The 19,685-nt window shown below is 70.2% G+C and carries 16 protein-coding genes and 5 tRNA genes; 13 read left to right on the forward strand and 8 right to left on the reverse strand.

All coding sequences use genetic code 11. The features are described 5' to 3' along the window. Positions 1 to 33: 33 nt before the first annotated feature. Positions 34 to 2,829 carry a carbohydrate-binding domain-containing protein gene (locus ABAZ39_RS20625; protein ID WP_051658299.1) on the reverse strand — a complete coding sequence of 932 codons (2,796 nt, stop codon included), beginning with the start codon at positions 2,827 to 2,829 and terminating at the stop codon, positions 34 to 36. A 236-nt stretch (positions 2,830 to 3,065) separates the two neighbouring features. On the opposite strand from ABAZ39_RS20625, the gene ABAZ39_RS20630 reads away from it, so the two are divergent. Then, complete coding sequence (locus tag ABAZ39_RS20630; protein ID WP_014197686.1) at positions 3,066 to 3,539, forward strand: RT0821/Lpp0805 family surface protein; 474 nt, start codon at positions 3,066 to 3,068, stop codon at positions 3,537 to 3,539. A 73-nt stretch (positions 3,540 to 3,612) separates the two neighbouring features. Here the strand turns inward: ABAZ39_RS20630 and ABAZ39_RS20635 are convergent, their stop codons facing one another. Beyond that, the gene (locus ABAZ39_RS20635; protein ID WP_247881669.1) at positions 3,613 to 4,947 is read right to left on the reverse strand and encodes a TylF/MycF/NovP-related O-methyltransferase; all 1,335 of its coding nucleotides are present in this window, start codon (positions 4,945 to 4,947) and stop codon (positions 3,613 to 3,615) included. A 177-nt stretch (positions 4,948 to 5,124) separates the two neighbouring features. Between ABAZ39_RS20635 and ABAZ39_RS20640 the strand changes: the two genes are divergently transcribed. The 5 genes from ABAZ39_RS20640 (at position 5,125) to ABAZ39_RS20660 (ending at position 5,646) form a co-directional block, all read left to right on the forward strand. Next, positions 5,125 to 5,199 (forward strand) — tRNA-Thr (locus tag ABAZ39_RS20640). Between the two features lies 1 nt (position 5,200). Continuing rightward, positions 5,201 to 5,276 (forward strand) — tRNA-Ala (locus ABAZ39_RS20645). A 99-nt stretch (positions 5,277 to 5,375) separates the two neighbouring features. Continuing rightward, a tRNA-Asp gene (locus tag ABAZ39_RS20650) sits at positions 5,376 to 5,452 on the forward strand. A 44-nt stretch (positions 5,453 to 5,496) separates the two neighbouring features. Then, a tRNA-Val gene (locus ABAZ39_RS20655) sits at positions 5,497 to 5,571 on the forward strand. A gap of 1 nt (position 5,572) precedes the next feature. Further along, positions 5,573 to 5,646: transfer RNA gene (locus tag ABAZ39_RS20660), tRNA-Gln, on the forward strand. 137 nt (positions 5,647 to 5,783) lie between these two features. Here ABAZ39_RS20660 and ABAZ39_RS20665 read toward each other — a convergent pair. From ABAZ39_RS20665 to ABAZ39_RS20680, 4 genes are all read right to left on the reverse strand, one after another. Beyond that, on the reverse strand, positions 5,784 to 8,333 hold the full coding sequence (locus ABAZ39_RS20665; protein ID WP_081863185.1) for a dipeptide ABC transporter ATP-binding protein: 2,550 nt from the start codon (positions 8,331 to 8,333) through the stop codon (positions 5,784 to 5,786). Further along, on the reverse strand, positions 8,330 to 9,277 hold the full coding sequence (locus tag ABAZ39_RS20670) for an ABC transporter permease (protein ID WP_040134615.1): 948 nt from the start codon (positions 9,275 to 9,277) through the stop codon (positions 8,330 to 8,332). Before ABAZ39_RS20670 ends, ABAZ39_RS20665 begins: the two co-directional genes overlap by 4 nt. A gap of 10 nt (positions 9,278 to 9,287) precedes the next feature. Then, positions 9,288 to 10,859 (reverse strand): ABC transporter substrate-binding protein, encoded by a 1,572-nt coding sequence (locus ABAZ39_RS20675; protein WP_051658300.1) that lies wholly within the window; start codon positions 10,857 to 10,859, stop codon positions 9,288 to 9,290. 93 nt (positions 10,860 to 10,952) lie between these two features. Continuing rightward, entirely contained in the window at positions 10,953 to 11,861 is a 909-nt protein-coding gene (locus ABAZ39_RS20680) for a LysR family transcriptional regulator (RefSeq protein WP_040134616.1), read from the reverse strand. Between the two features lie 111 nt (positions 11,862 to 11,972). Here ABAZ39_RS20680 and ABAZ39_RS20685 point away from each other — a divergent pair, with 111 nt between their 5' ends. Beyond that, entirely contained in the window at positions 11,973 to 13,391 is a 1,419-nt protein-coding gene (locus ABAZ39_RS20685) for an MFS transporter (RefSeq protein ID WP_051658301.1), read from the forward strand. A gap of 19 nt (positions 13,392 to 13,410) precedes the next feature. Here the strand turns inward: ABAZ39_RS20685 and ABAZ39_RS20690 are convergent, their stop codons facing one another. Further along, entirely contained in the window at positions 13,411 to 13,890 is a 480-nt protein-coding gene (locus ABAZ39_RS20690; protein ID WP_040134618.1) for a VOC family protein, read from the reverse strand. Between the two features lie 99 nt (positions 13,891 to 13,989). On the opposite strand from ABAZ39_RS20690, the gene ABAZ39_RS36580 reads away from it, so the two are divergent. Beyond that, positions 13,990 to 14,166 (forward strand): hypothetical protein, encoded by a 177-nt coding sequence (locus ABAZ39_RS36580; RefSeq protein WP_200885639.1) that lies wholly within the window; start codon positions 13,990 to 13,992, stop codon positions 14,164 to 14,166. Between the two features lie 20 nt (positions 14,167 to 14,186). Here the strand turns inward: ABAZ39_RS36580 and ABAZ39_RS20695 are convergent, their stop codons facing one another. Beyond that, on the reverse strand, positions 14,187 to 14,861 hold the full coding sequence (locus tag ABAZ39_RS20695) for a GntR family transcriptional regulator (RefSeq protein WP_040134619.1): 675 nt from the start codon (positions 14,859 to 14,861) through the stop codon (positions 14,187 to 14,189). Positions 14,862 to 15,018: 157 nt separating this feature from the next. Between ABAZ39_RS20695 and ABAZ39_RS20700 the strand changes: the two genes are divergently transcribed. The 5 genes from ABAZ39_RS20700 (at position 15,019) to ABAZ39_RS20720 (ending at position 19,659) form a co-directional block, all read left to right on the forward strand. After that, a complete protein-coding gene (locus ABAZ39_RS20700) occupies positions 15,019 to 15,840 on the forward strand; it encodes an ABC transporter permease (RefSeq protein ID WP_051658302.1) in 822 nt (273 codons plus the stop codon). A 65-nt stretch (positions 15,841 to 15,905) separates the two neighbouring features. Beyond that, positions 15,906 to 16,910: an ABC transporter substrate-binding protein gene (locus ABAZ39_RS20705; protein ID WP_040134620.1), complete on the forward strand. Its 1,005-nt coding sequence runs from the start codon at positions 15,906 to 15,908 to the stop codon at positions 16,908 to 16,910. A 93-nt stretch (positions 16,911 to 17,003) separates the two neighbouring features. Next, a complete protein-coding gene (locus ABAZ39_RS20710) occupies positions 17,004 to 17,774 on the forward strand; it encodes an ABC transporter ATP-binding protein (protein WP_014197869.1) in 771 nt (256 codons plus the stop codon). 35 nt (positions 17,775 to 17,809) lie between these two features. Next, positions 17,810 to 18,664: an alpha/beta hydrolase gene (locus tag ABAZ39_RS20715; protein ID WP_040134621.1), complete on the forward strand. Its 855-nt coding sequence runs from the start codon at positions 17,810 to 17,812 to the stop codon at positions 18,662 to 18,664. Continuing rightward, complete coding sequence (locus ABAZ39_RS20720; protein WP_051658303.1) at positions 18,661 to 19,659, forward strand: ornithine cyclodeaminase family protein; 999 nt, start codon at positions 18,661 to 18,663, stop codon at positions 19,657 to 19,659. The genes ABAZ39_RS20715 and ABAZ39_RS20720 overlap by 4 nt, the downstream gene beginning before the upstream one ends. Positions 19,660 to 19,685 lie beyond the last annotated feature (26 nt).

Consider the following 19,685-nt stretch of genomic DNA (forward strand, 5'->3'; position numbering starts at 1 on the left):
CCCGCCGCAGGTTCCCTTTGCTCGTCGCGATCCTCAGCCCAGCAGGCCGATCTGGTCGAAGGGCAGAGGATCGAACCCGTGCTGGTACACCGCCGAGCCCGCCACCGGCGCGAAGTTGTCGTGCGCGGCGTCGGTGAACTGCGGGTCGAAGGTGAAGGACCCCTTGTCGTAGCCGGCGGCCTGCCACTGCGCCAGCGTGCCGGTTGCGCCGTTCGCCATCACCTGCGGCCAGACCTGGAACAGCGCCTCGTTCGGATTGAGGTCGGCGTAGAAGTTGCCGGTGAAGGTCCCCGCCGTCTTCGGCCCGTCGATGTTGACCGCGCGGCCGTCTCCGGCGTCCACGATGTTCTGGGTGATGGTGTTGTTCGCCATCGGCGTGCCCTTCCAGCCGCCCCAGCCGACGCTCTGCTGCAGGCCGATCTGGGTGCCCAGATTGTCGGCCAGGATGTTGTCGGTGACCGTGTTGTTCCAGCCGCCGTGCAGGAAAATGCCGCCGACGTTGTCGTGGACGACGTTGCCCTTCACCGTGGTGCCGCTGGTCCAGTCGTCCAGATAGATGCCCCAGCTCACCAGCTTCGTCGGGTCGAGGAAGGTGGGGGAGACCTTACCGTCCCAGGTCACGTTGCCGAAGGCGGTGGTGCCCGACACCTCGTTGTAGGCCACCGTGTGCCCGGCGAGATCCTGCTGGCGGTTGATCAGGTAGATGCCGCCGCCGTCGCTGGTCTCCTGGTTGGCGCCGACGATCTTGTTGTAGGTGATCGTCGCCCGGTAGGTGGCGTCGCCCGAGGCCTGGACGGAGCCGACCGCGATGGCCTTGCCCGGCGTGTCCTCGATCTGGTTGTGGGTGATGGTGACGTCGTTGCTGCCGTTCACCCACAGCGCGTCGCCGCCGTGGTCGACGGCGCTGGCGTGCTGGATCAGGTTGTCCGACACCTTGGTGAAGTTGGACCCCGCCTTGACGTAGACGGCCTCGCGCCCGGTCTCGGCGAAATGGTTGCCGGAAACGGTACTGTTGGCGCTGCCCTCCACCGTGATGCCGTAGCCGGTGTTGGTGACGGTGTTGTTCTTGAAGGTCAGCCCGGCGGCGTTGTTGGCGTAGACCGCGTGGCCGTCCGGCGCGCCGTCGGTCAGGGTCAGCCCCTCGATCGTCACGTTCTTCGCACCGCCCAGCCCGATCAGCACGGGAAGCTGCGCCGCGACCACCTTATGCCCGGCGACCGCCCCGCCCTCCGGCTTGAACAGCACCTGGTTGGACGCCTTGTCGAAGAACCACTCCCGCGGGGCGTCGAGCTGGTCCTTGCCGTTGAACAGGTAGAAACGGCTGCCGGCGCCGAGCGCGTCGTAGGTGTTCTGGGCCAGCGTGATGGTGTTGCTGCCGTAGTCGATGCTCTTCACCGGCACGGTCATGTTGTCGTAGCCGTGCTGGCTGAAGACGCTGACCATCAGCCCGTCCGTGCTCGAATAGGTCGGGATCGCCCCGGCCTTGAAGCCGAACTGGGTGTAGGCGTTGGCCCCGGCCTTGGTGGCGATCAACCAGCCGCCGTCGATGGGATGGCTGGGATCGGCGTTGGGCGTGCGGGCCACCGTCTGGCGGTCGCCGTCCATCGACAGGTCGAGCACCGCCTTGGACCCGCCGGGAAGCTGCGCGCTGTAGAGGCCGTTGCCGCGCGACACCCAGTTGTCAACCAGCGAGCCGCCGTGGAAGACCGGCTTCTCGCTGCCGTAGGCGGCGAAGCGGACTCCGCTGTCCTGGCCGTCCAGCCAGAGCATGTCCTTCATGTAGTAGTCGCCGCCGCGGACGTAGGTCACGTCGATGTTCGGGTCGGCGCGCATGGCGTCGCGGGCGGCGGTCAGCGTCGCCTTCGGCCCGTCGGTGCCGTCCGCGTTGGGGGCGGCCAGCTTGCCCGACCATTTGTCGTTGCCGTTGGTCGCCACGAAGAACGCCGGCCCGGTCGGGGCGGGGGACGGCGTGGGATTCGGGGTCGGGGTGGGCGTGGGGGCCGGCGTGGACCCGCCGGTCGCGAAGAAGCTCTTGTCGGCGTCCACCACCAGCGTGCCGTTCCACCACATTCCGGACTGGCCCTTGACCACATCCTTCCCGTCGAGCGCACCCTTGTCGTAGGTGACGATGCTGTCGGTGGCGGAGACGGACTTGCCGTTGATGGTGACCTTGTTGACGATCAGCGAGCGGTCCTGGCCGTTCACCACGGCGTCGTTGTCATACTGGATCTGCACCTTGTGCGCCTGATCCGGCGCCACGTTGGCGGTGAAGCTGTAGTCCTTGGCCGCGGTGCCGACCGTGCCCTCCCCCACCTTCTTGCCGTCGACCAACAGGTTGAAATGCGCGTTGGTGCCGCCCGCCGCGATGCCCTGCGCGTTCACCACGAAGGTCGAGCTTCCGGCGACCGGCGCCGCCGGGGCGGGGAAGTCGGCGGCCGGGGTGTCGACCACCAGCGTGCCGTTCCACCACATCCCGGACTGGCCCTTGACCACGTCCTTCCCGTCGAGCGCGCCCTTGTCGTAGGTGACGTTGGCGTCGGTCGGCTTGTGGGTCTTGCCGTTGATGGAGACCCCGCTGACGATCAGCGAGCGGTCCTGGCCGTTCACCATCGCGTCGTTGTCGTATTGGATCTGCACCTTGTGCGCCTGCGCCGCGGTGACCGGCACCGTGAAGCTGTAGGCGGTCGGGCTGGTGGCGTTGACGGTTGCCTGGCCCACCTCGACGCCGTCGATCAACAGGCGGAAATGCGGCCAGATGCCTCCGGCGGACTGCCCATAGGCACTCACGACAATCTTGGCGTCGGTCTTGCCCGTGGTGGTCGAAGCCATTGGATGGTTCCCTCGCTCTTATGCTCAACGGCCGCGAGCATGGCGGGGCCGGCCGGACATTTGTGCGCCATTTTGATAACAGGCGAGGGCCACCGGGTCCGTGCTTCTATCCGCCACCGCCTATGACGGGAGAGGCGGTTGAACGGGAGTCATACGCACCAAAGCGCAGGCTCCCCCGGATTAAAGCGAAGCCTTACGTGTTGATGGCTTATACGGAACCAAGAGGCAGAGACCCCATGAAGAAGATCGCTGTAACCGCCTTCGTCGCCCTGTCGCTCGCCGCCTGCCAGAGCGGCGGCAGCGGCATCGGGACCAAGCAGACGGTCGGCGCGCTCGGCGGCGCGGCGGCCGGCGGCGTGATCGGCTCGCAGTTCGGCGGCGGCACCGGCAAGCTCATCACCACCGGTGTGGGCACGCTGCTCGGCGCCTATCTCGGCAGCGAGCTTGGCCAGTCGCTCGACCGCGCGGACGAAGGCTACGCCCAGCGCGCCGCCACCCAGGCCTATGCCGCGCCGATGGGCTCGACCATCCAGTGGAACAACCCGGAATCGGGCAACCGCGGCACCATCACCCCGATCCGCGACGGCCGCGACAACTCCGGCAACTACTGCCGCGAGTACCAGCAGACCGTCTATGTCGGCGGCAAGGCCGAGCGGGCCAACGGCACCGCCTGCCAGCAGCCGGACGGCAGCTGGCGCATCGTTTCCTAACATCCGGGCACGCTTCCGTCCCGGCCGTCGTTCCTACCCCTGCTCGGGAACGACGGCCGGGACGGAAGCCCCGTTACGACGCGGGAATTGCCAGAAGCCGGATCGCCACCTGCTTGGTGTGCGGGCTGACGGCGATGATCTCCCAGGCCGCACCGGACTCGGCCACGTATTCCATGAAGGCGCGGTACTCGTCCTCGCGCCACGTCCGGTTCCCGATGAACTCGTCGAAGACCAGCACCGTCCCCGCCCGGAAGCGCTGCGCCAGGGCGGTCAGCACCGTCCGCGCCGACGAGTAGATGTCGCTGTCCACATTGACGAAGCGCACCGCGCCGCCGTGGGCCGCCAGGAAGGGCGGCAGCGTGTCCTCGAACCAGCCCTCGTGCAGCACCGCGTTGTCGCGCACCGGCGGCAGGCTCTTTCCCGTGCTGAGCACGCCGCGCGGCGCGTTCACCCAGCCCTCCGGCAGCCCTTCGAACGAATCGAAGCCGTGCACGGTCTGCCCGGCCACCGCGGCGATCTGGTTCAGCGAGGTGCCGCGGCGCACGCCGAACTCCAGCACCAGACCGGGAACCTCCGCCCGCTCCAGCGCGAAGCGCAGCAGCTCCGCCCCCACGCCGAACAGTCGCACGTCCGAGGCGAGGTGCGGGCAAATCGCCGTCACCGCCTCCACCAGCGGCAGACGCTTCGGCTGACCGGCCAGCTTCTCGCCATACAGCGCCCCGGCGTCCGCGTCGCGGCCCAGCAGCAGCAGGTAGGCGCACAGGAAGCCCCAGTATTTGCCCGCCGCCCCCGGACAGTCCGCGGCCCGGCGCAGGCGGCGCAGCGCGTCCTCCACCCCGTTCAGACCCAGCGCTGCGGCGTGGCTGCCGAACCACGCGGCGGCGTGCTCCGGATCATCGGCCAGCCGCTCGTCGAAGACGGCCAGCGCGCCCGCGGCGTCGCCGAGATGGGCGAGGCTGACCGCCCGCTCGTAGAGAATGTCCGCCGACCGATTCCCGGCGGCCAGCGCTTCCCCGGTCACCCGCAGCGCCTGCTCATAGAGGGCGTCGCGGCGGTAGGCGCCGGCCAGCGCCTCGCGGAGGCCGGGAAAGGCGGGATCGACCGCCGCGACCCGCTCCAGCCAGCGCACCGCTTGCAGGCGGTCCCCGCCGGCCAGCACGGCTTGGGCCAGATGGTGAAGGGTCTCCGCATGCTCCGGCGTGCGCGCCAGGGCGCGGCGCAGCGCGGCGGTAGCGGCCACGGCGTCGCGCCGGCCGAGAGCGGCCATGCCGGTCAGCCGGTCACGTTCGGCCCGGTCGCGCTCGGCGGAGCCGCCGGACTCCGGCGCGGTGTCCCGCAGCAGGCGCACCGCCTGCCGGTAATGCCGCGCCGCGATCAGGCGGCGCGCCTCGGTCAGAACCTCATCCACGGGGAAAACCTGTCGGTCGGGCATGGTCGGAATGGGGCACAGATGCCCCGCGGAAGCGGCGGGATGCAAGCGCCGCCTGCGGCCCTCGCCGGGGTGAAAAGAAAGAAATGCCCCCTTCGATATTTTTCCCTTTGACAGGGGGCCGCCTGGATTGCTATTCACCCGCTCCCGCCGGACGCTGCCGTAGCTCAGTGGTAGAGCACTCCCTTGGTAAGGGAGAGGTCGAGAGTTCAATCCTCTCTGGCAGCACCATGGGGCCGTAGCTCAGATGGGAGAGCGCCTCGTTCGCAATGAGGAGGTCAGGGGTTCGATCCCCCTCGGCTCCACCAACTTCTTCGGTGGTTGGTTGGTTGACTTGAGTAAGTAGAGCAAGGTTGAATTTAGTGCTTGCTTCGGCGGTCTTTGTTCTTTAGAAGGTCGCCAACGACGCGGGTGTAGCTCAGTTGGTTAGAGCGCCGGCCTGTCACGCCGGAGGCCGCGGGTTCAAGTCCCGTCACTCGCGCCACTTTCTTGTGGTTAGGTTAAGTTCGGTTCGGTATCTCGCGGTTTGGTCCTGTAGCTCAGCGGGAGAGCACTACGTTGACATCGTAGGGGTCACTGGTTCAATCCCAGTCGGGACCACCATTGGGGGATCGTCTAGCGGTAGGACTCCAGACTCTGACTCTGGCTACCTAGGTTCGAATCCTAGTCCCCCAACCAACTTTCCTCTCAGAACTCGTGACTTCAAGGGTCTGCCGGCCGCGCGCACCGCGTGGCGACACCCTTTGCGCCGCCGCACAAAGCGCGCCCTGTTCTCCTCCCCTTTTCAAACATCACGGCGCAGGCCCACCGCTCCATCAGGACGGAAGCGACGGCACGGCGGCGACCAGCCGGCGTGTGTAGGGATGCTCCGGGGCGGCGAACAGACGGTCGCCCGGCCCCTCCTCGACGATGGCGCCGGCGGCCATCACCACGACCCGGTCGGCGATGGCTTCGACCACGGCGAGATCGTGGCTGATGAACAGGTAGGTCAGCCCGTGCCGCTCCTTCAGCGCCGCCAGGAGGCGCAGCACCTGCGCCTGCACCGACACGTCGAGGGCGGACACCGCCTCGTCGAGCACGATGATCTTCGCCCCGGCGGCGAGCGCCCGCGCGATGGCGACGCGCTGCGCCTGCCCGCCCGACAGCTCGTGCGGGTAGCGGTCCAGGATGGCGGGGTCGAGGTCGACCGACCGCATCAGCTCGGCCAGCCGCTCCTCCCGCGCCCCGGCGGGCACACCAGCCAGGAAACGCAATGGCGCCATCAGGGTCCGCCGGATCGTCTTGCGCGGGTTGAGCGAGGACAGCGGGTCCTGGAAGACATACTGCACCGTCCGGCCCAGCGCCCGCGGACCTCCGGCGGCCAGCTCGGCGAGGGGGCGGCCGTCGAGCAGGACGGTCCCGCCGGTCGGACGGCTCAGCCCGACGAGACTGCGGGCGAGCGTCGACTTGCCGCTGCCCGACTCCCCGACGATCCCCAGCGTTTCCCCGGAGGCGACCCGCAGCGACACGGCTTTCAAGGCCATGACCGCCGGGCGCGACCGCCCGAACAGCGACCGGCGCGCCGCGTAGGTCTTGACCAGATCGCGGACCTCGACCGCACAGCCCGCCGACGACGCCCCCCGCGGCGGTGTTTCCGGGCGCCGTGACCGCCCGAGCGCCGGCACGGCGGCGAGCAGACGCCGGGTGTAGGCGTGCCGCGGCCGGGTGAGAACGCTGCGGGTGTCGCCCTCCTCGACGATTTGCCCCTGGAGCATCACGGCCACCCGGTCGCAGAGGCGGGCGATGACTCCGAAATCGTGGCTTATGAAGACGACGGCAAGGCCGCGCCGCCGGCGCAGGTCGTCCAGCAGGTCCAGGATCTCGGCCTGGACGGTGACGTCGAGCGCGGTTGTCGGCTCGTCGGCGATGATCAGCTCCGGGTCGTTGGCCAGCGCCATGGCGATGCCGACCCGCTGGCGCTGCCCGCCCGACAGCTCGTGCGGGTAGGCGTGGACGAGGGTGGCGGGGTCGGGCAGCTTCACCGCGGCGAACAGCTCCACCACCCGCCGGTCGGCTTCGGCCCGCGGCACCGGGCGATGCGCGCGCAGCGCCTCGGCCACCTGCGCGCCGACCGGCATCAGCGGGTGGAGGGTCGTCAGCGGGTCCTGGAAGACGTAGGCGATCCGCCCGCCGCGCAGCCGTTGCAACGCCCCGACCGGCAGGGCCAGCAGATCGTCCCCGCCGAACCGCACCGCGCCGCCGCGCACCACCCCCGGCGGCGAGGCGACGAGGCGCGCAATGGACAGCGCCGTGACCGATTTGCCGGACCCGGACTCGCCGATGATGCCCAGGCATTCGCCGGGGGCGACGTGCAGGTCGACGCCCTTCACCGCGTCCACTGGCCCGTCCGCCCGATTGCCCGCCGTGTCGAAGGCCGTGCGCAGGCCGGTGACCTGCAGCAGCGTGCCGGGGGCCGGCGCTGCGTTCCCACCGCCCCCGGCGGTCCGCGCCACCCGCGTGGCGGCGCCCGGCGCGCCGGGAATGCCGGAGCGCAGGCGCGGGTCGAGCGCGTCGCGCAGCCCGTCGCCGATCAGGTTCATGCTCATCACGATCAGGAAGACGACCAGCCCCGGCACCGCCGCGACGTGCGGTGCGGTGATCAGCGCCTTGCGCCCCTCGCTCAGCATCGAGCCGAGATCGGCCTGCGGCGGCTGCGACCCCAGCCCCAGGAAGGACAGGCCGGCGGTCTCCAGGATCATCCAGCCCACGGTGGTCGAGGCGGTGATGACGATCACCGGCAGGACGTTGGGCAGCACCTCGCCCAGCAGGATGCGCGCCTCGCCCATGCCGGACAGGCGTGCCGCGTCGACGAACTCCCGGCGGCGCAGGCCGGCGGTGGCGCCGCGGACGTTGCGCGCGAAGAAGGGAATGTTGGCGACCACCACGGCGTACAGGGCGTTGAGCAGCCCCGGCCCCAGCGCCGCCACGATGGCGAGCGCCAGCAGCAGATAGGGGAAGGCCATCAGCACGTCGATGCCGCGCATCAGCACGCCGTCGGTCCGCCCGCCCGCGTAGCCGGCGACGAGGCCGATGGCCGACCCGATCAGCGCGGCGAGGAGGGAGGCCGCGACGCCGACCCCCAGGCTCAGCCGCGTCCCCCAGACCAGCCGGGCCAGCACGTCGCGCCCCAGCGTGTCGGTGCCGAGCCACGCCCGGGCGCTGAAGGGCGGCAGCAGGCGCCGGGCGGGATCGATGGCGTCCGGGTCGGCCAGCGGCAGGACGGGCGCGGCGAGCACGACCAGGACGATCAGCCCCAGCAGCACGAGCCCCAGCGCCGCCAGCCGGTTGCGCATCACGCGGCGCAAGAGAGCCAAGCCGCCCCTCATGGCGCGATCCTCGGGTCGAGCAGGCGTTGCAGGATGTCGGCCAGCAGGTTGAACAGCACGTAGCTGGCCGCGACCACCAGAACGCCGCCCTGGACCAGCAGCACGTCGCGCGTCGCGATGGCGTTGACCAGCATGCGGCCGATGCCCGGCCACTGGAACACCGTCTCGATGTAGACCGCCCCGCCCAGGACGAAGCCGGCCTGGATGCCGATCACCGGGATCACCGTCACCATGGCGGCCCGCAGCGCGTGACCGAACACCACGCGACGCTCCGTCAGCCCCTTGGCGCGGGCGGTGCGGACGAAGTCCTGGCGCAGCACCTCCAGCATGGCCGAGCGCGTCAGCCGGGCGATCACCCCGGCGGCGACGATGGCCAGCGTCGCGGCGGGCAGCGCCAGATGCAAGAGCAGGTCCGGCAGGTCGCCGCCGCCGTAGATGGAGAGCATGCCGCTCACCGGCAGAAGCTGCCAGCGGACGGCGAAGACCAGGATCAGCAGCAGGCCGAGCCAGAAGGTCGGCATGGAGATCCCCACCAGCACGGCCAGAGTCACCAGCTTGTCGGCGAGGCCGAACTGCCGCACCGCGGACAGGATGCCGGCCAGCAGCCCGAGCACCGACGCCAGCACCAGCGCGGCACCGGCCAGCACCAGCGTGGCGGCGAAGCGCTCCGTCACCTCGTCGAGGACCGGCCGGTTGAGGCTGGAGGAACGGCCGAGATCGCCCGTCATCACGTTGCCCAGCCACGTCGCGTAGCGCACCGGCAGGCTGTGGTCGAGACCGAGGTCCTGACGGAGCCGCGCCACGTTCTCCGGTGTCGCGTAGGGGCCAAGGATCGCGGTCGCCGGGTCGCCGGGAATCAGCGCCATGATCAGGAAGACGATCACGCTAAGCCCGAACAGCACGGGGACGAGCGCCGCGAGGCGGCCGAGGATGTAAGACCCCACGGGCGCCCCCTCAGTCCTTCGACACGCGGTCGAGCAGCAGGAAGAAGGACGGCTCCAGCGCGAAGCCGCGCACCGCCGCGGTGGTGACGGCGTTCTGCTTCCAGTGCGCCACGAAGGCCCAGGGCGCGTCGTCCACGATGATCCGCTCGGCCTGTCGGTAGAGCGCGCCCCGCTCGGCCCGGTCGCCGCTGCGCCGCGCTTGTTCCAAGAGGCGGTCAAGCTCCGGGTTCGCGTAGTAGCCGGAGTTGAATCCGCCCGCCTCCGGCAGGGCGCCGGACCGCAGGGTCAGGTACGGCAGAGTGTCGGGATCGTTGGTCATCCAGGCCATCTCGGCCATGTCCGCCGCCTCACCCAGCCCGCCGTTCACCCGCGCCAGGAAGCTGTTCCACTCGTAGGTTTCGATGGTGACGGCCAGCCCCACGGCGGCGAGGTTCGCCTGGATCGCCGTCCCCATGGCGACGGGGTCGAGCATGCCGGACCCGCCCTCCGCGACATAGAAGGTGAGCTTCGCTCCCTCCGCCCCGGCCTCCCTCAGCAGCGCCCGCGCCTTGGCCGGGTCGTAGGGGTAGCCCGCAGCCGCGGGGTCGGTGGCCCAATCGAAGGCGGGCGCGGTGGGTCCCTTGGCCGGGATCGCCGTGCCCTGCAAAATGCTGTCGGCGATGGCCCCCTTGTCGATGGCGTAATTCACCGCCTGCCGGACGCGCCGGTCCTTCAGCGGCCCGTGTCGGGTGTTCAGGATCAGGAACCAGAGATGCGGGCCGGCCTGCTCGTGCACCCGGAAGCCGTCGCCGTCCCGGAACTGGGACAGCGCGTCCGCCGGCACCTCCACCATCACGTCCAGACCGCCGGCCAGCATCTCCATCGCGCGGGTGTTCGGGTCGCTCACCGGGCGGAAGATAATCGTGCGCAGCTTGGCCGGCGTGCCCCAGTAGTCCGGGTTGCGCTCGATGGTCAGGCGCCGGCTGCCCTGCCAGTCGACGAAGCGGAAGGGGCCGGTGCCGACCGGCCGCCGGCCGAACTCCCGGCCTTCCCTCATCACGGCGGCGGGCGAGACGATCAGGCCGGTCGGGTAGGCGAGGTTCGAGAGGAAGGGCGCGAAGGGCTCCTTCAGCGTGATGCGGACGGTGAACGGGTCCGGCGCCTCGACCCGGTCGATGGCCGCGAAGAAGAAGGCCAGCGGGAAGGGGCCGGTGTCGGCGGCGGGATGCGTCCTGTCCAGCATGCGGTCGAAGTTGAACTTCACCGCCTGGGCGTCGCAGGGCGTGCCGTCGTGGAAGGTGACGCCTGGCCGCAGCGCAAAGCGGTAGGTCAGCCCGTCGTCGGAGACGGTCCAGCGCTCGGCCAGCGCGGGCTCGACATCCAGGGTTCCGGGGCGGTAGCGGACCAGCCCCTCATACAGGTTCACCAGGATGCGGAAATCGTTGGTGGCGGTGCTGACCGCCGGGTCCAGCGACGCCGGTTCGGCGATCTGGCCGACGACCAGCACGTCCTTCGGCACCGGCGCCGCCCGGAGCGGCGCGCCCGGCAGGGCGAGAAGGGCGCCGAGGAGCAAGCCCGCGAGCGCACGTCGGAATCCGGTCATTGCGTCCCAGCCGTCGAAGTCGATCCGACCTTATCAATGCCGGGAGGGGGAGGTTGTTGCGCCGCTTCCGCTCCGCCAAGCGTGCGTTGCGGGTCAATCCGGCTCGCGGCAGGCCGCGAGAATCCGCCCGCGCAGCCAGCGGTGGGCCGGGTCGGCGTCCTGCCGGGGGTGCCACATCTGCGTCACCACGACCTCGTCCAAGACGGTCGCCAGACCGGCGGGAAGCGGCAGGGTGCGCACCCCGGCCACCCCGGCGGCGAGCTGGCGTTCGGACACCAGCGCGGTCAGGTCGGAGGCGCGGACGATCGCCAGGGCCGCCGGGAAGCTCGGCACCACCGCCACCACCTTGCGCACGAGGCCCAGGGCGGCCAGCGCCTCGTCCACCCGGTCCCGCACCAACCCGCGGCGCGAGGTCAGCACATGGCCGCAGGCGGCGTACTGTTCCGGCGTCACCGTCGCCCGCCGGGTCAGCGGATGGCCCTCCCGCACGGCGGCGACCAGCCGGTCGCGGAGCAGGCTCTGCACCTTCAGCTCCGGCGTGGTTTCCGAATGCACCCCGATGTCGAGGTCGATCAGACCGTCGCGCAACGCCTGCGCGTCGCGGTTGCCCCGCGGCGCGAAGCGCAGCAGGACGCCGGGGGCTTCGGCGGCGACGCGGCCGACCAGCCGGGCGGCGTAGACCTCGATAAAGCTCTCGCTGGCGCGCAGGGTGAAGCCGCGCTCCAGCCGGGCGATGTCGATGGCCTCCGCCGGGCGCAGCACCGCGCGGACCTCCTCGGCGAGGCCGGGCACCCGCTCCCGCAACTGGATGGCCCGCGGCGTCGGGACGAGGCCGCGCCCGGCCCGGACGAGCAGCGGGTCCCCGGTGACCTCGCGCAGGCGCGCCAGGGTGCGGCTCATCGCGGACTCGCTGAGGCCGAGCCGCCGCGCCGCCTTGACGACGCTGCCCTCCGACAACAGCGCGTCGAGGGCAATGAGCAGGTTGAGATCGGGATCGGCCATGGAGCCCGAAGTTAACACATGGCGCCCCATGCAGGAATAACCTGTACAGGCGGCGTCTTCCGCCATGCCAAGCGGAGAGCGACATTGATCCAACCCCTGTTGGAGACGCCGATGCCCCGTTCCACCCTCGCCCGAACGCCGGATTCCCCGCATCCCGACGGGCTGCCCATGCCCCGCCGCGCCGTGGCCGCCGCGTCCGTCATCGCCGCGATCGTGCTCGTTGTGCTCGACGGCGCCATCGCCAACATCGCCTTGCCGACCGTCGCCGGCACCCTCGGGGTTCCGCCCGCCGACACCGTCTGGATCATCACAGCCTACCAGCTGGCCCTGGTGATCGCGCTCCTGCCCGTCGGCGCCCTCGGCGAGAGTCTCGGGCACCGCCGGGTGTTCACCGGCGGGGTGCTGCTGTTCACCGCGGCCTCCGCCGGCTGTGCCCTGGCGCCGACGCTGCCCTGGCTGATCGCCGCGCGCTTCGTGCAGGGGCTCGGCGGCGCGGCGGTGATGGCGCTGGGCGTCGCGCTGCTGCGCTTCGTCTATCCGCAGCGGCTGCTCGGCGCCGCCATCGGCTGGAACGCCCTGGCCATCGCGCTGGCCTCGGCGGCGGGACCGACGATCGGGGCGGGCATCCTCGCCATCGCCCCCTGGCCGTTCCTGTTCGCGGTCAACATCCCGGTCGGGATCGTGGTTCTGGCGACCGCCCGCGCGCTGCCCGCCGTCGCGGGAAGCAAGCGCCGCCTCGATCCCGCCAGCGTCGCCCTCAACGCCGGATTCTTCGCCGCCCTGGTGATGGGGGCCGAGATCGTTGCGGCGCAGCCCCTGCGCGGCGGCGCGCTGCTGCTGGCCGCCGCGCTCTGCCTTGCCGGACTGGTCCGGCGCGAAAAGGACCGCGAGGCCCCGCTGGTGCCGCTCGACCTGTTGCGGGTGCGCTCCTTCCGCCTGTCGGTGGTCGCCTCCGTCCTCTGCTTCACCGGCCAGATGGCCGCCGCCGTGGCCCTGCCCTTCTACCTGCAGCACGGGCTCGGCCAGGGCATCGTCACGGCGGGGCTGTTCCTGGTGCCGTGGCCACTGGCGACCGCCGTCGCCGCACCCATCGCCGGCCGGCTGTCCGACCGCGTGGGGACGGGCTGGCTGTGCGCCGCGGGCGGCCTGCTCCTCGCTGCCGGTCTCGCCCTGGCGGCGGTCTGGCCGCTCGCGCAGGACGCCCGGCCGCTGCTGGCCTTCATGGTGATGTGCGGTTTCGGCTTTGGGCTGTTCCAGACGCCCAACAACCGCAACATGCTGCTGACCGTGCCCAAGACGCGCAGCGGCGCCGCCGGAGGGATGCAGGGCACCGCACGTCTGGTCGGGCAGACCGCCGGCGCGGTGCTGATGACCGTGCTGTTCACCCTACTGTCCGGCCCGGAGACGGCGCCGCGCCTCGGCCTCGCCGTGGCCGCCGCCCTCACCCTGGCGGGCGGCCTGACCAGCCTGCTGCGCGTTCCCGCGAAAGGCGCGGCGGAGGCCGTGGAGGCGCCGGCCCCCGGCCGGTGAGCCCGCCTTCCGGGGATCGTCAGCCGCGCCGCGCGGCCTCGATCGCGGCGACGTCGATCTTCGTCATGCCCATCATCGCCGCGAAGGCGCGCCCGGCTTCGTCGCCGCCGGCCGCCAGCGCCTCGGTCAGCACGCGCGGCGTGATCTGCCAGGAGACGCCCCAGCGGTCCTTGCACCAGCCGCAGGCGCTTTCCTGCCCGCCGTTGCCGACGATGGCGTTCCAATAGCGGTCGGTCTCCTCCTGATCGTCCGTGGCGATCTGGAACGAGAAGGCCTCGTTGTGCTGGAACGTCGGCCCGCCGTTGAGGCCGAGGCAGGGAATGCCGGCCACCGTGAACTGAACCGTCAGCACGTCGCCCGCCTTGCCGGACGGGTAGTCGGCGGGCGCGCGGTGAACGGCCCCCACCGAACTGTCGGGAAAGACCGTGGCGTAGAAGCGGGCCGCGGCCTCCGCATCCTTGTCGTACCAGAGGCAAATGGTGTTCTTGGCGGTCGTCATGGCGTGTCCCTTCCCTGTCGGTGCGTTGCCGATGCGCGTGAGGATACGCCCCCGCCCTTGTTGACGGGAAGGTTGCAATCCCTTTCGCAGAGGTGGCCCATGAGCGACCCGAAGAAGCCGGACGACACCACCGTCCATCCCCCGCGCAGCTACGATCCCGACAGCCAAAAGCCGGCCAGCGACCGTGACGAGGCCGCGCCCGGCACGCCGGGAACCGGCGAGGACATCGACCCCAGGACCGGCGAGACCTTCACCGAGGGCATCGGCGGCGCCTGACCGCCCTTATCGCCCAGGCATTATCGTCCCGCAGCTAAAGCCTGCATGGTGACGCGGGCGGCGCTGGCGATGTGCTCGTCGTAGAGCTGGCGCGTGCGCACCGTGTCGCGGGCGGTCATCGCCTCGAAGATCTCGCGGATTTCGCGGATCGTGTTGGGCAGCCGCCCCGGCTCGGCCAGCGACACCCCGCGCAGCAGCTGGATGCGGTTGTGCAGCGCCTTGAGGATCTGCGCCATCGTCGGGTTGCCGCAGCCGGCGATCAGCGTGTCGTAGAACATCGTTTTCGCCGTGCGGATGCGCGACGGCACGCCTTCCGCCGCCGCCGCCTCGAAGGCCGCCATGGCGTCGGTCAGGACCGCCCACTGCTCCGGGCTGGCCTGGGCGATGAATTCCGCCGCCGCCAGGCTCTCCAGCGCCCCGCGCACCTGATAAATCTGCCGGACATCCTCCGCCGTCAGGGTCACCACCTCCAGTCCGCGCTGGGGCACGTTGTGGACCAGCCCCTCCGCCTCAAGCTGGCGCAGCGCCTCCCGCAGGATCGGGCGGCTGACCTGCAACGTCTCGCACAGTTCGCGCTCGACCAGCCGGTCGCCGGGCGAATAGCGCCCGTCGGCGATGGCCGCGCGCAACAAGTCGATCACCTGCTGGCGCAGGGGAGCGGCGACGCGGACAATATTTATCGGCAAATTTGACATAAAATTTCTCTTCTTGTCAGACAGTATGACGATCTGCTTGCGCCACACTACCACCTTCGATTAGCATACGTATCAACGACGATCCAAGGCGGCGGCCCAGAGGGCCAAACGCCACACCCACCACACCATACCATCACCTCGCACACAGGAGGCAGGCGTGCAGCGGAGTGCACAAGCGAGCGCCGTTTCAAAAAGCGCCGGCGAGCCTGAGGCCGCGTCCGACCCCAACCGGCAGAGGCGCCGCGAGCGGCTGCTGCAACTCGGCACGCTGGTTCTGCTGCTCGCCGTCTGGGAATTCGCGGCGCGCGACGCGAACAAGCTGCTGGTCGCGGTGCCCAGCGACATCGCCGTGGCGACCTGGGAACTGCTGCTGAACGGCGAGCTGCTCTCGGCGACGCTGGACAGCATGTCGACCTTCGTCCTGGGCTTCGTCATCGCCTCCATCATCGGCATCGTGGTCGGCTTCGCGATGGGCACGAACCGCACGGTGGAGGTGATCCTCGATCCCTACATCAACGCGCTCTACGCCATGCCGCTGGTCGCGCTGATCCCCATCCTGATGCTGTGGGTGGGCATCGGCTTCCTGGCCAAGATCACCATCATCATCCTGTTCGCGGTCTTCCCGGTGATCATCAACACGGTCACCGGCGTGAAGAACGTCGACCGGCACTATCTGGACATCGGCAAGGCCTTCATGGCCTCGCGATTCATGGTCTACCGCCAGATCATCGCGCCCTACGCCCTGCCCTACGTGGCGAGCGGCCTGCGCATCGCGCTCGGCCGCGGCATCATCGCGATGATCGTGGCGGAGTTCCTGACCTCCATCTCCGGCCTCGGCGGCCTGATCATCAACTACACCAACGCGTTCGAGACGGCCAAGGCCTTCGCCCCGGTCCTGGTGGTGGCCCTGCTCGCCAACGCGCTGACGGTTCTCGTTCAAAAGGTCGAAGAGCGTTTCGGCCGCTGGCGCCGCCGCTGACCGGCCCGCCTCCCCCGCACCACACGCGCACCACACCACACCGGATTGAGGAAGGAAGAGGGATCATGAGCATGATGTCCCGTTCGCTGAAGGCCGCCCTGCTGGCGGGTGCCTTCTCCGTGGCGATGAGCACCGCCGCGCTCGCCGCCGACGCGCTGAAGATCGGCATGCCGGCCAAGATGTTCCTGAACCTCGTCGAGTTCGTCGCGCAGGACCAGGGCTTCTACGAGAAGAACGGCCTGACGGTGGAGCTGGTGCACATCGCCGACAGCTCCATCCCCGTGCGCTCCCTGATCGCCGGGGAGCTGGACATCAGCCAAGCCGGCATGTCGGAGACGCTGGCGGCGGCCGACAAGGGCGGCACGCTGAAGACCATCGGCGGCGTCCACACCGGCCTGCACTACGCCTTCTACGCCAACGCCGCGTCGGGCGTGAAGGACGTCACCGACCTGCCGGGCAAGAAGGTCGGCATCTCCTCCCCCGGCTCGCTGCCGCACGTCGTCATCACCGCCCTGATGCGCCAGGCCGGCATGAGCGAGGACCAGATCAAGTCGGTCCAGTGGGTCTCGCTGAAGGGCTCCTCGGCCCGCATCAACGGCATCCTGACCGGCACCATCGACGCGACCGTCTCCAACTACGACCCGAAGGCCGCGCACGACAAGAACGCCAAGGTGCTGTTCGTCGTCTCCAAGAAGCTGCCCAACTACGTGATGACCCCCTGGGACGTGAACGACCAGACCATCGCCAAGAAGCGCGACGTGCTGAAGCGCTTCGTCAAGGCGGAGCTGGAGGCGACCCGCTGGATCTTCGACAACGAGAAGGGCGCGCTGGACGTCGCGAAGAAGCACTTCGACTACAACGACGAGCAGCTCGCCGAATTCTACGAGTTCTACAAGATCGGCGGCATCTGGAACCCGAACGGCACCGTCACCGCCGATCAGGCCAAGTACATGCAGGAGCTGAACGTCGAAGGCGGCCTGCAGAAGGCCGTCCACCCGGCCGAGAAGGTGCTGGACACCAGCATCGTCCAGGAGGTGCTGGCGGAGATCGGCACCTACAAGCAGCCGTAATCCTCCCGTCGGGGCCGGCGTCGCACCGCCGGCCCCCTCCCCCGCTTTGCCCCATTCCGCCCGCCGTCCCGCTTCAAGACCCGGTGCCGTCCCATGCCCAAGCTGTCCGTCCGCAACCTGACCAAGCGTTTCCCGGTGTCCGGAGGGCCGTCGATGACGGCGCTCGACGGCGTCGACCTGGACGTGGAGGAGGGTGAGTTCATCGCCTTCGTCGGGCCCAGCGGCTGCGGCAAGACCACGCTGCTGCGCATCATCCAGGGATTGGAGACAGCGACCAGCGGCGAGATCCGCATCGACGGCAAGCCGGTCACCGGCCCCGGCCACGACCGCGGCTTCGTCTTCCAGCAATACGGCCTGCTGCCCTGGCTGACCGCCGCCCAGAACATCGGCTTCGCGCTGGAGGCCAAGGGCATCCCCGCCGCCCGCCACGGTGAGACGACGGAGCGCGTGCTCGCCACCGTCGGGCTGAAGGGCTTTGGCGACCGCTTCCCGCACCAGCTCTCCGGCGGCATGCAGCAGCGCGTCGGCATCGCCCGCGCCCTGGCGATCGAGCCGGAGATCATGCTGCTCGACGAGCCGTTCGGCGCGCTCGACGCGCTGACCCGCGAGATTTTGCAGAACGAGATGCTCGGCCTGACCGAGCGCATGGGCAAGACGATCCTCTTCGTCACCCACAGCGTGGACGAGGCCGTCTGCCTCGCCGACCGGGTGGTGGTCATGTCGCCCCGCCCCGGCCGCATCCGCGAGATCGTGCCCATCGACATCCCGCGCCCGCGCGCCAGCCTGGGCGAGGCGCTGCGCGACACGCCGGAATACGTCGCCAAGCGGCACCAGCTGTGGACCCAGCTGATGGATCTGGTCTGAGCGCCCCCCTTCTCCGGAACCCAGGAGGTCCCATCGTGTCAGTCGTCCCTGACGATCACGAGTGGCAGTACAACCCCCGCCATTCCGTCCCCGACTTCGCGCGCCACGCCGAGCGCGCCGCCGCGTTGAGCCGCGCCGCTCGGGAACGGAACGCCGCGCGCTACGACATCGCCTACGGCGACAGCCCGCTGTCCACGCTCGACGTGTTTCCGGCGGCCGCACCCGGCGCCCCGCTGCACGTCTTCCTGCACGGCGGCTACTGGCGCGGGCGGGACAAGGCCGACTACAGCTACGTCGCCGACGCGCTGGTGCCGCGCGGCGTCACGACCGTGGTCATGAATTACGACCTGTGCCCGGCGGCGACCCTGCCGCAGATCGCGCGGCGCACCCGCGAGGGCCTGCGCTGGATTCACCGCAACGCCGCCTCGCTGGGCGGCGATCCCGACCGCCTCACCGTGTCGGGCCATTCCGCCGGGGCGCATCTGATCGCCATGGCGCTGGCCGAGGACGCCGGGGCCGGGGCGGACCGGCTGGAGGATGGCGCCATCAAGGCCGCCGTTCTGATCAGCGGCATCTACGAGCTGGCGCCGGTGCTGGACATCACCGTCAACGAGACCATCGGGCTGCGCCCGGAGATGGTCGACGGGGTCAGCCCGATGCGCCACCCGCCCTCCACCGCCACGGCCCTGACGGTCGTCGTCGGTTCGGCGGAGACTCCCGCCTGGATCGCCCAGTCGCGCGACTTCGCCACGCTGTGCCAATGCCGCGGCTCGCGCTGCACCTATCACACGCTGGCCGGGGAGGATCACTTCTCGATCATGGCACGGATGGAAAGGCCGGACGACGCGCTGTCGCGGCTGGTGCTCGACGCCGCGGGAGTAAAAGAATGATCGTCATCGATGAAAACGCCGCCCGCCGTCTGGTGTCCCCCGCCGACGCCATCGACGCCATGGACATGGCCTTCCGCGAAGTCTCCCGCGGGCAGGCGCGCAATTTCCCAGTGGTCCGCGAACGGCTGCTGCCGGGGCCGGACGTCTACGGCATCAAGGCCGGCGGCGACCTCGCCATCGGGCTGCTCGGGCTGAAGATCGGCGGCTACTGGACGGGCAACCGCGCCCGCGGCCTGACCAACCACCAGTCCACAACCGTGCTGACCGACCCGGAGACCGGCTGCCCGACGGCGCTGGTCAGTTCCAACCACCTGACCGGGCTGCGCACCGCCGCCGCCTGCGCCATCGGCATCCGCGAACTGGCCCGGCCCGACGCGCGGGTGCTCGCCCTGATCGGCACCGGCGGGCAGGCCGCGCACCATCTGGAGGCGGCGTTGCTGGTGCGCGGCTTCGACCGCATCCTGGTGGCCAACCGCGACCGCGCGCGGGCCGAGGAGCTGGCGTCCTCCTTCGCCGGACCGGTCCCCGTCGAGGTCGTGGACGCCGAGACCGCGGCGCGCAACGCCGACGTGCTCATCACCCTGACCACGGCGCGCGAGCCGGTGGTCAGGGCCGGCTGGGTCCGTCCCGGCACGCACATCTGCGCCATGGGCGCCGACACCGCCGGCAAGCAGGAGCTGGACCCGGCGATCCTGCTCGGCGCCGCCGTCTGGGTGGACGACTGGGCGCAGGCCGCCGCACTCGGCGAATGCCAGCACGCCCTGGCGCACGGCCTGACCCGCGAGTCCATCCGCGGCACGCTGTGCGACGTTCTGGAGGGCAAGGCGCCCCGCCGCGCCGGCGCGGATGAGATCACCGTCTTCGATTCCACCGGCATGGGCATCCAGGATCTGGCGATCGCCGCCTGGGCCGTCCGCGCCGCCAACGCTGCCGCCGACACCGCCGCCGGAACCGACACCGGCTTACCCATCCACCGCATCGATTTAGCGCGCTGACCCGCAAGAGGGCGCGACCGAGGCCG

It is taken from the genome of Azospirillum argentinense (assembly GCF_000632475.1).
Lineage (GTDB): Bacteria > Pseudomonadota > Alphaproteobacteria > Azospirillales > Azospirillaceae > Azospirillum > Azospirillum baldaniorum.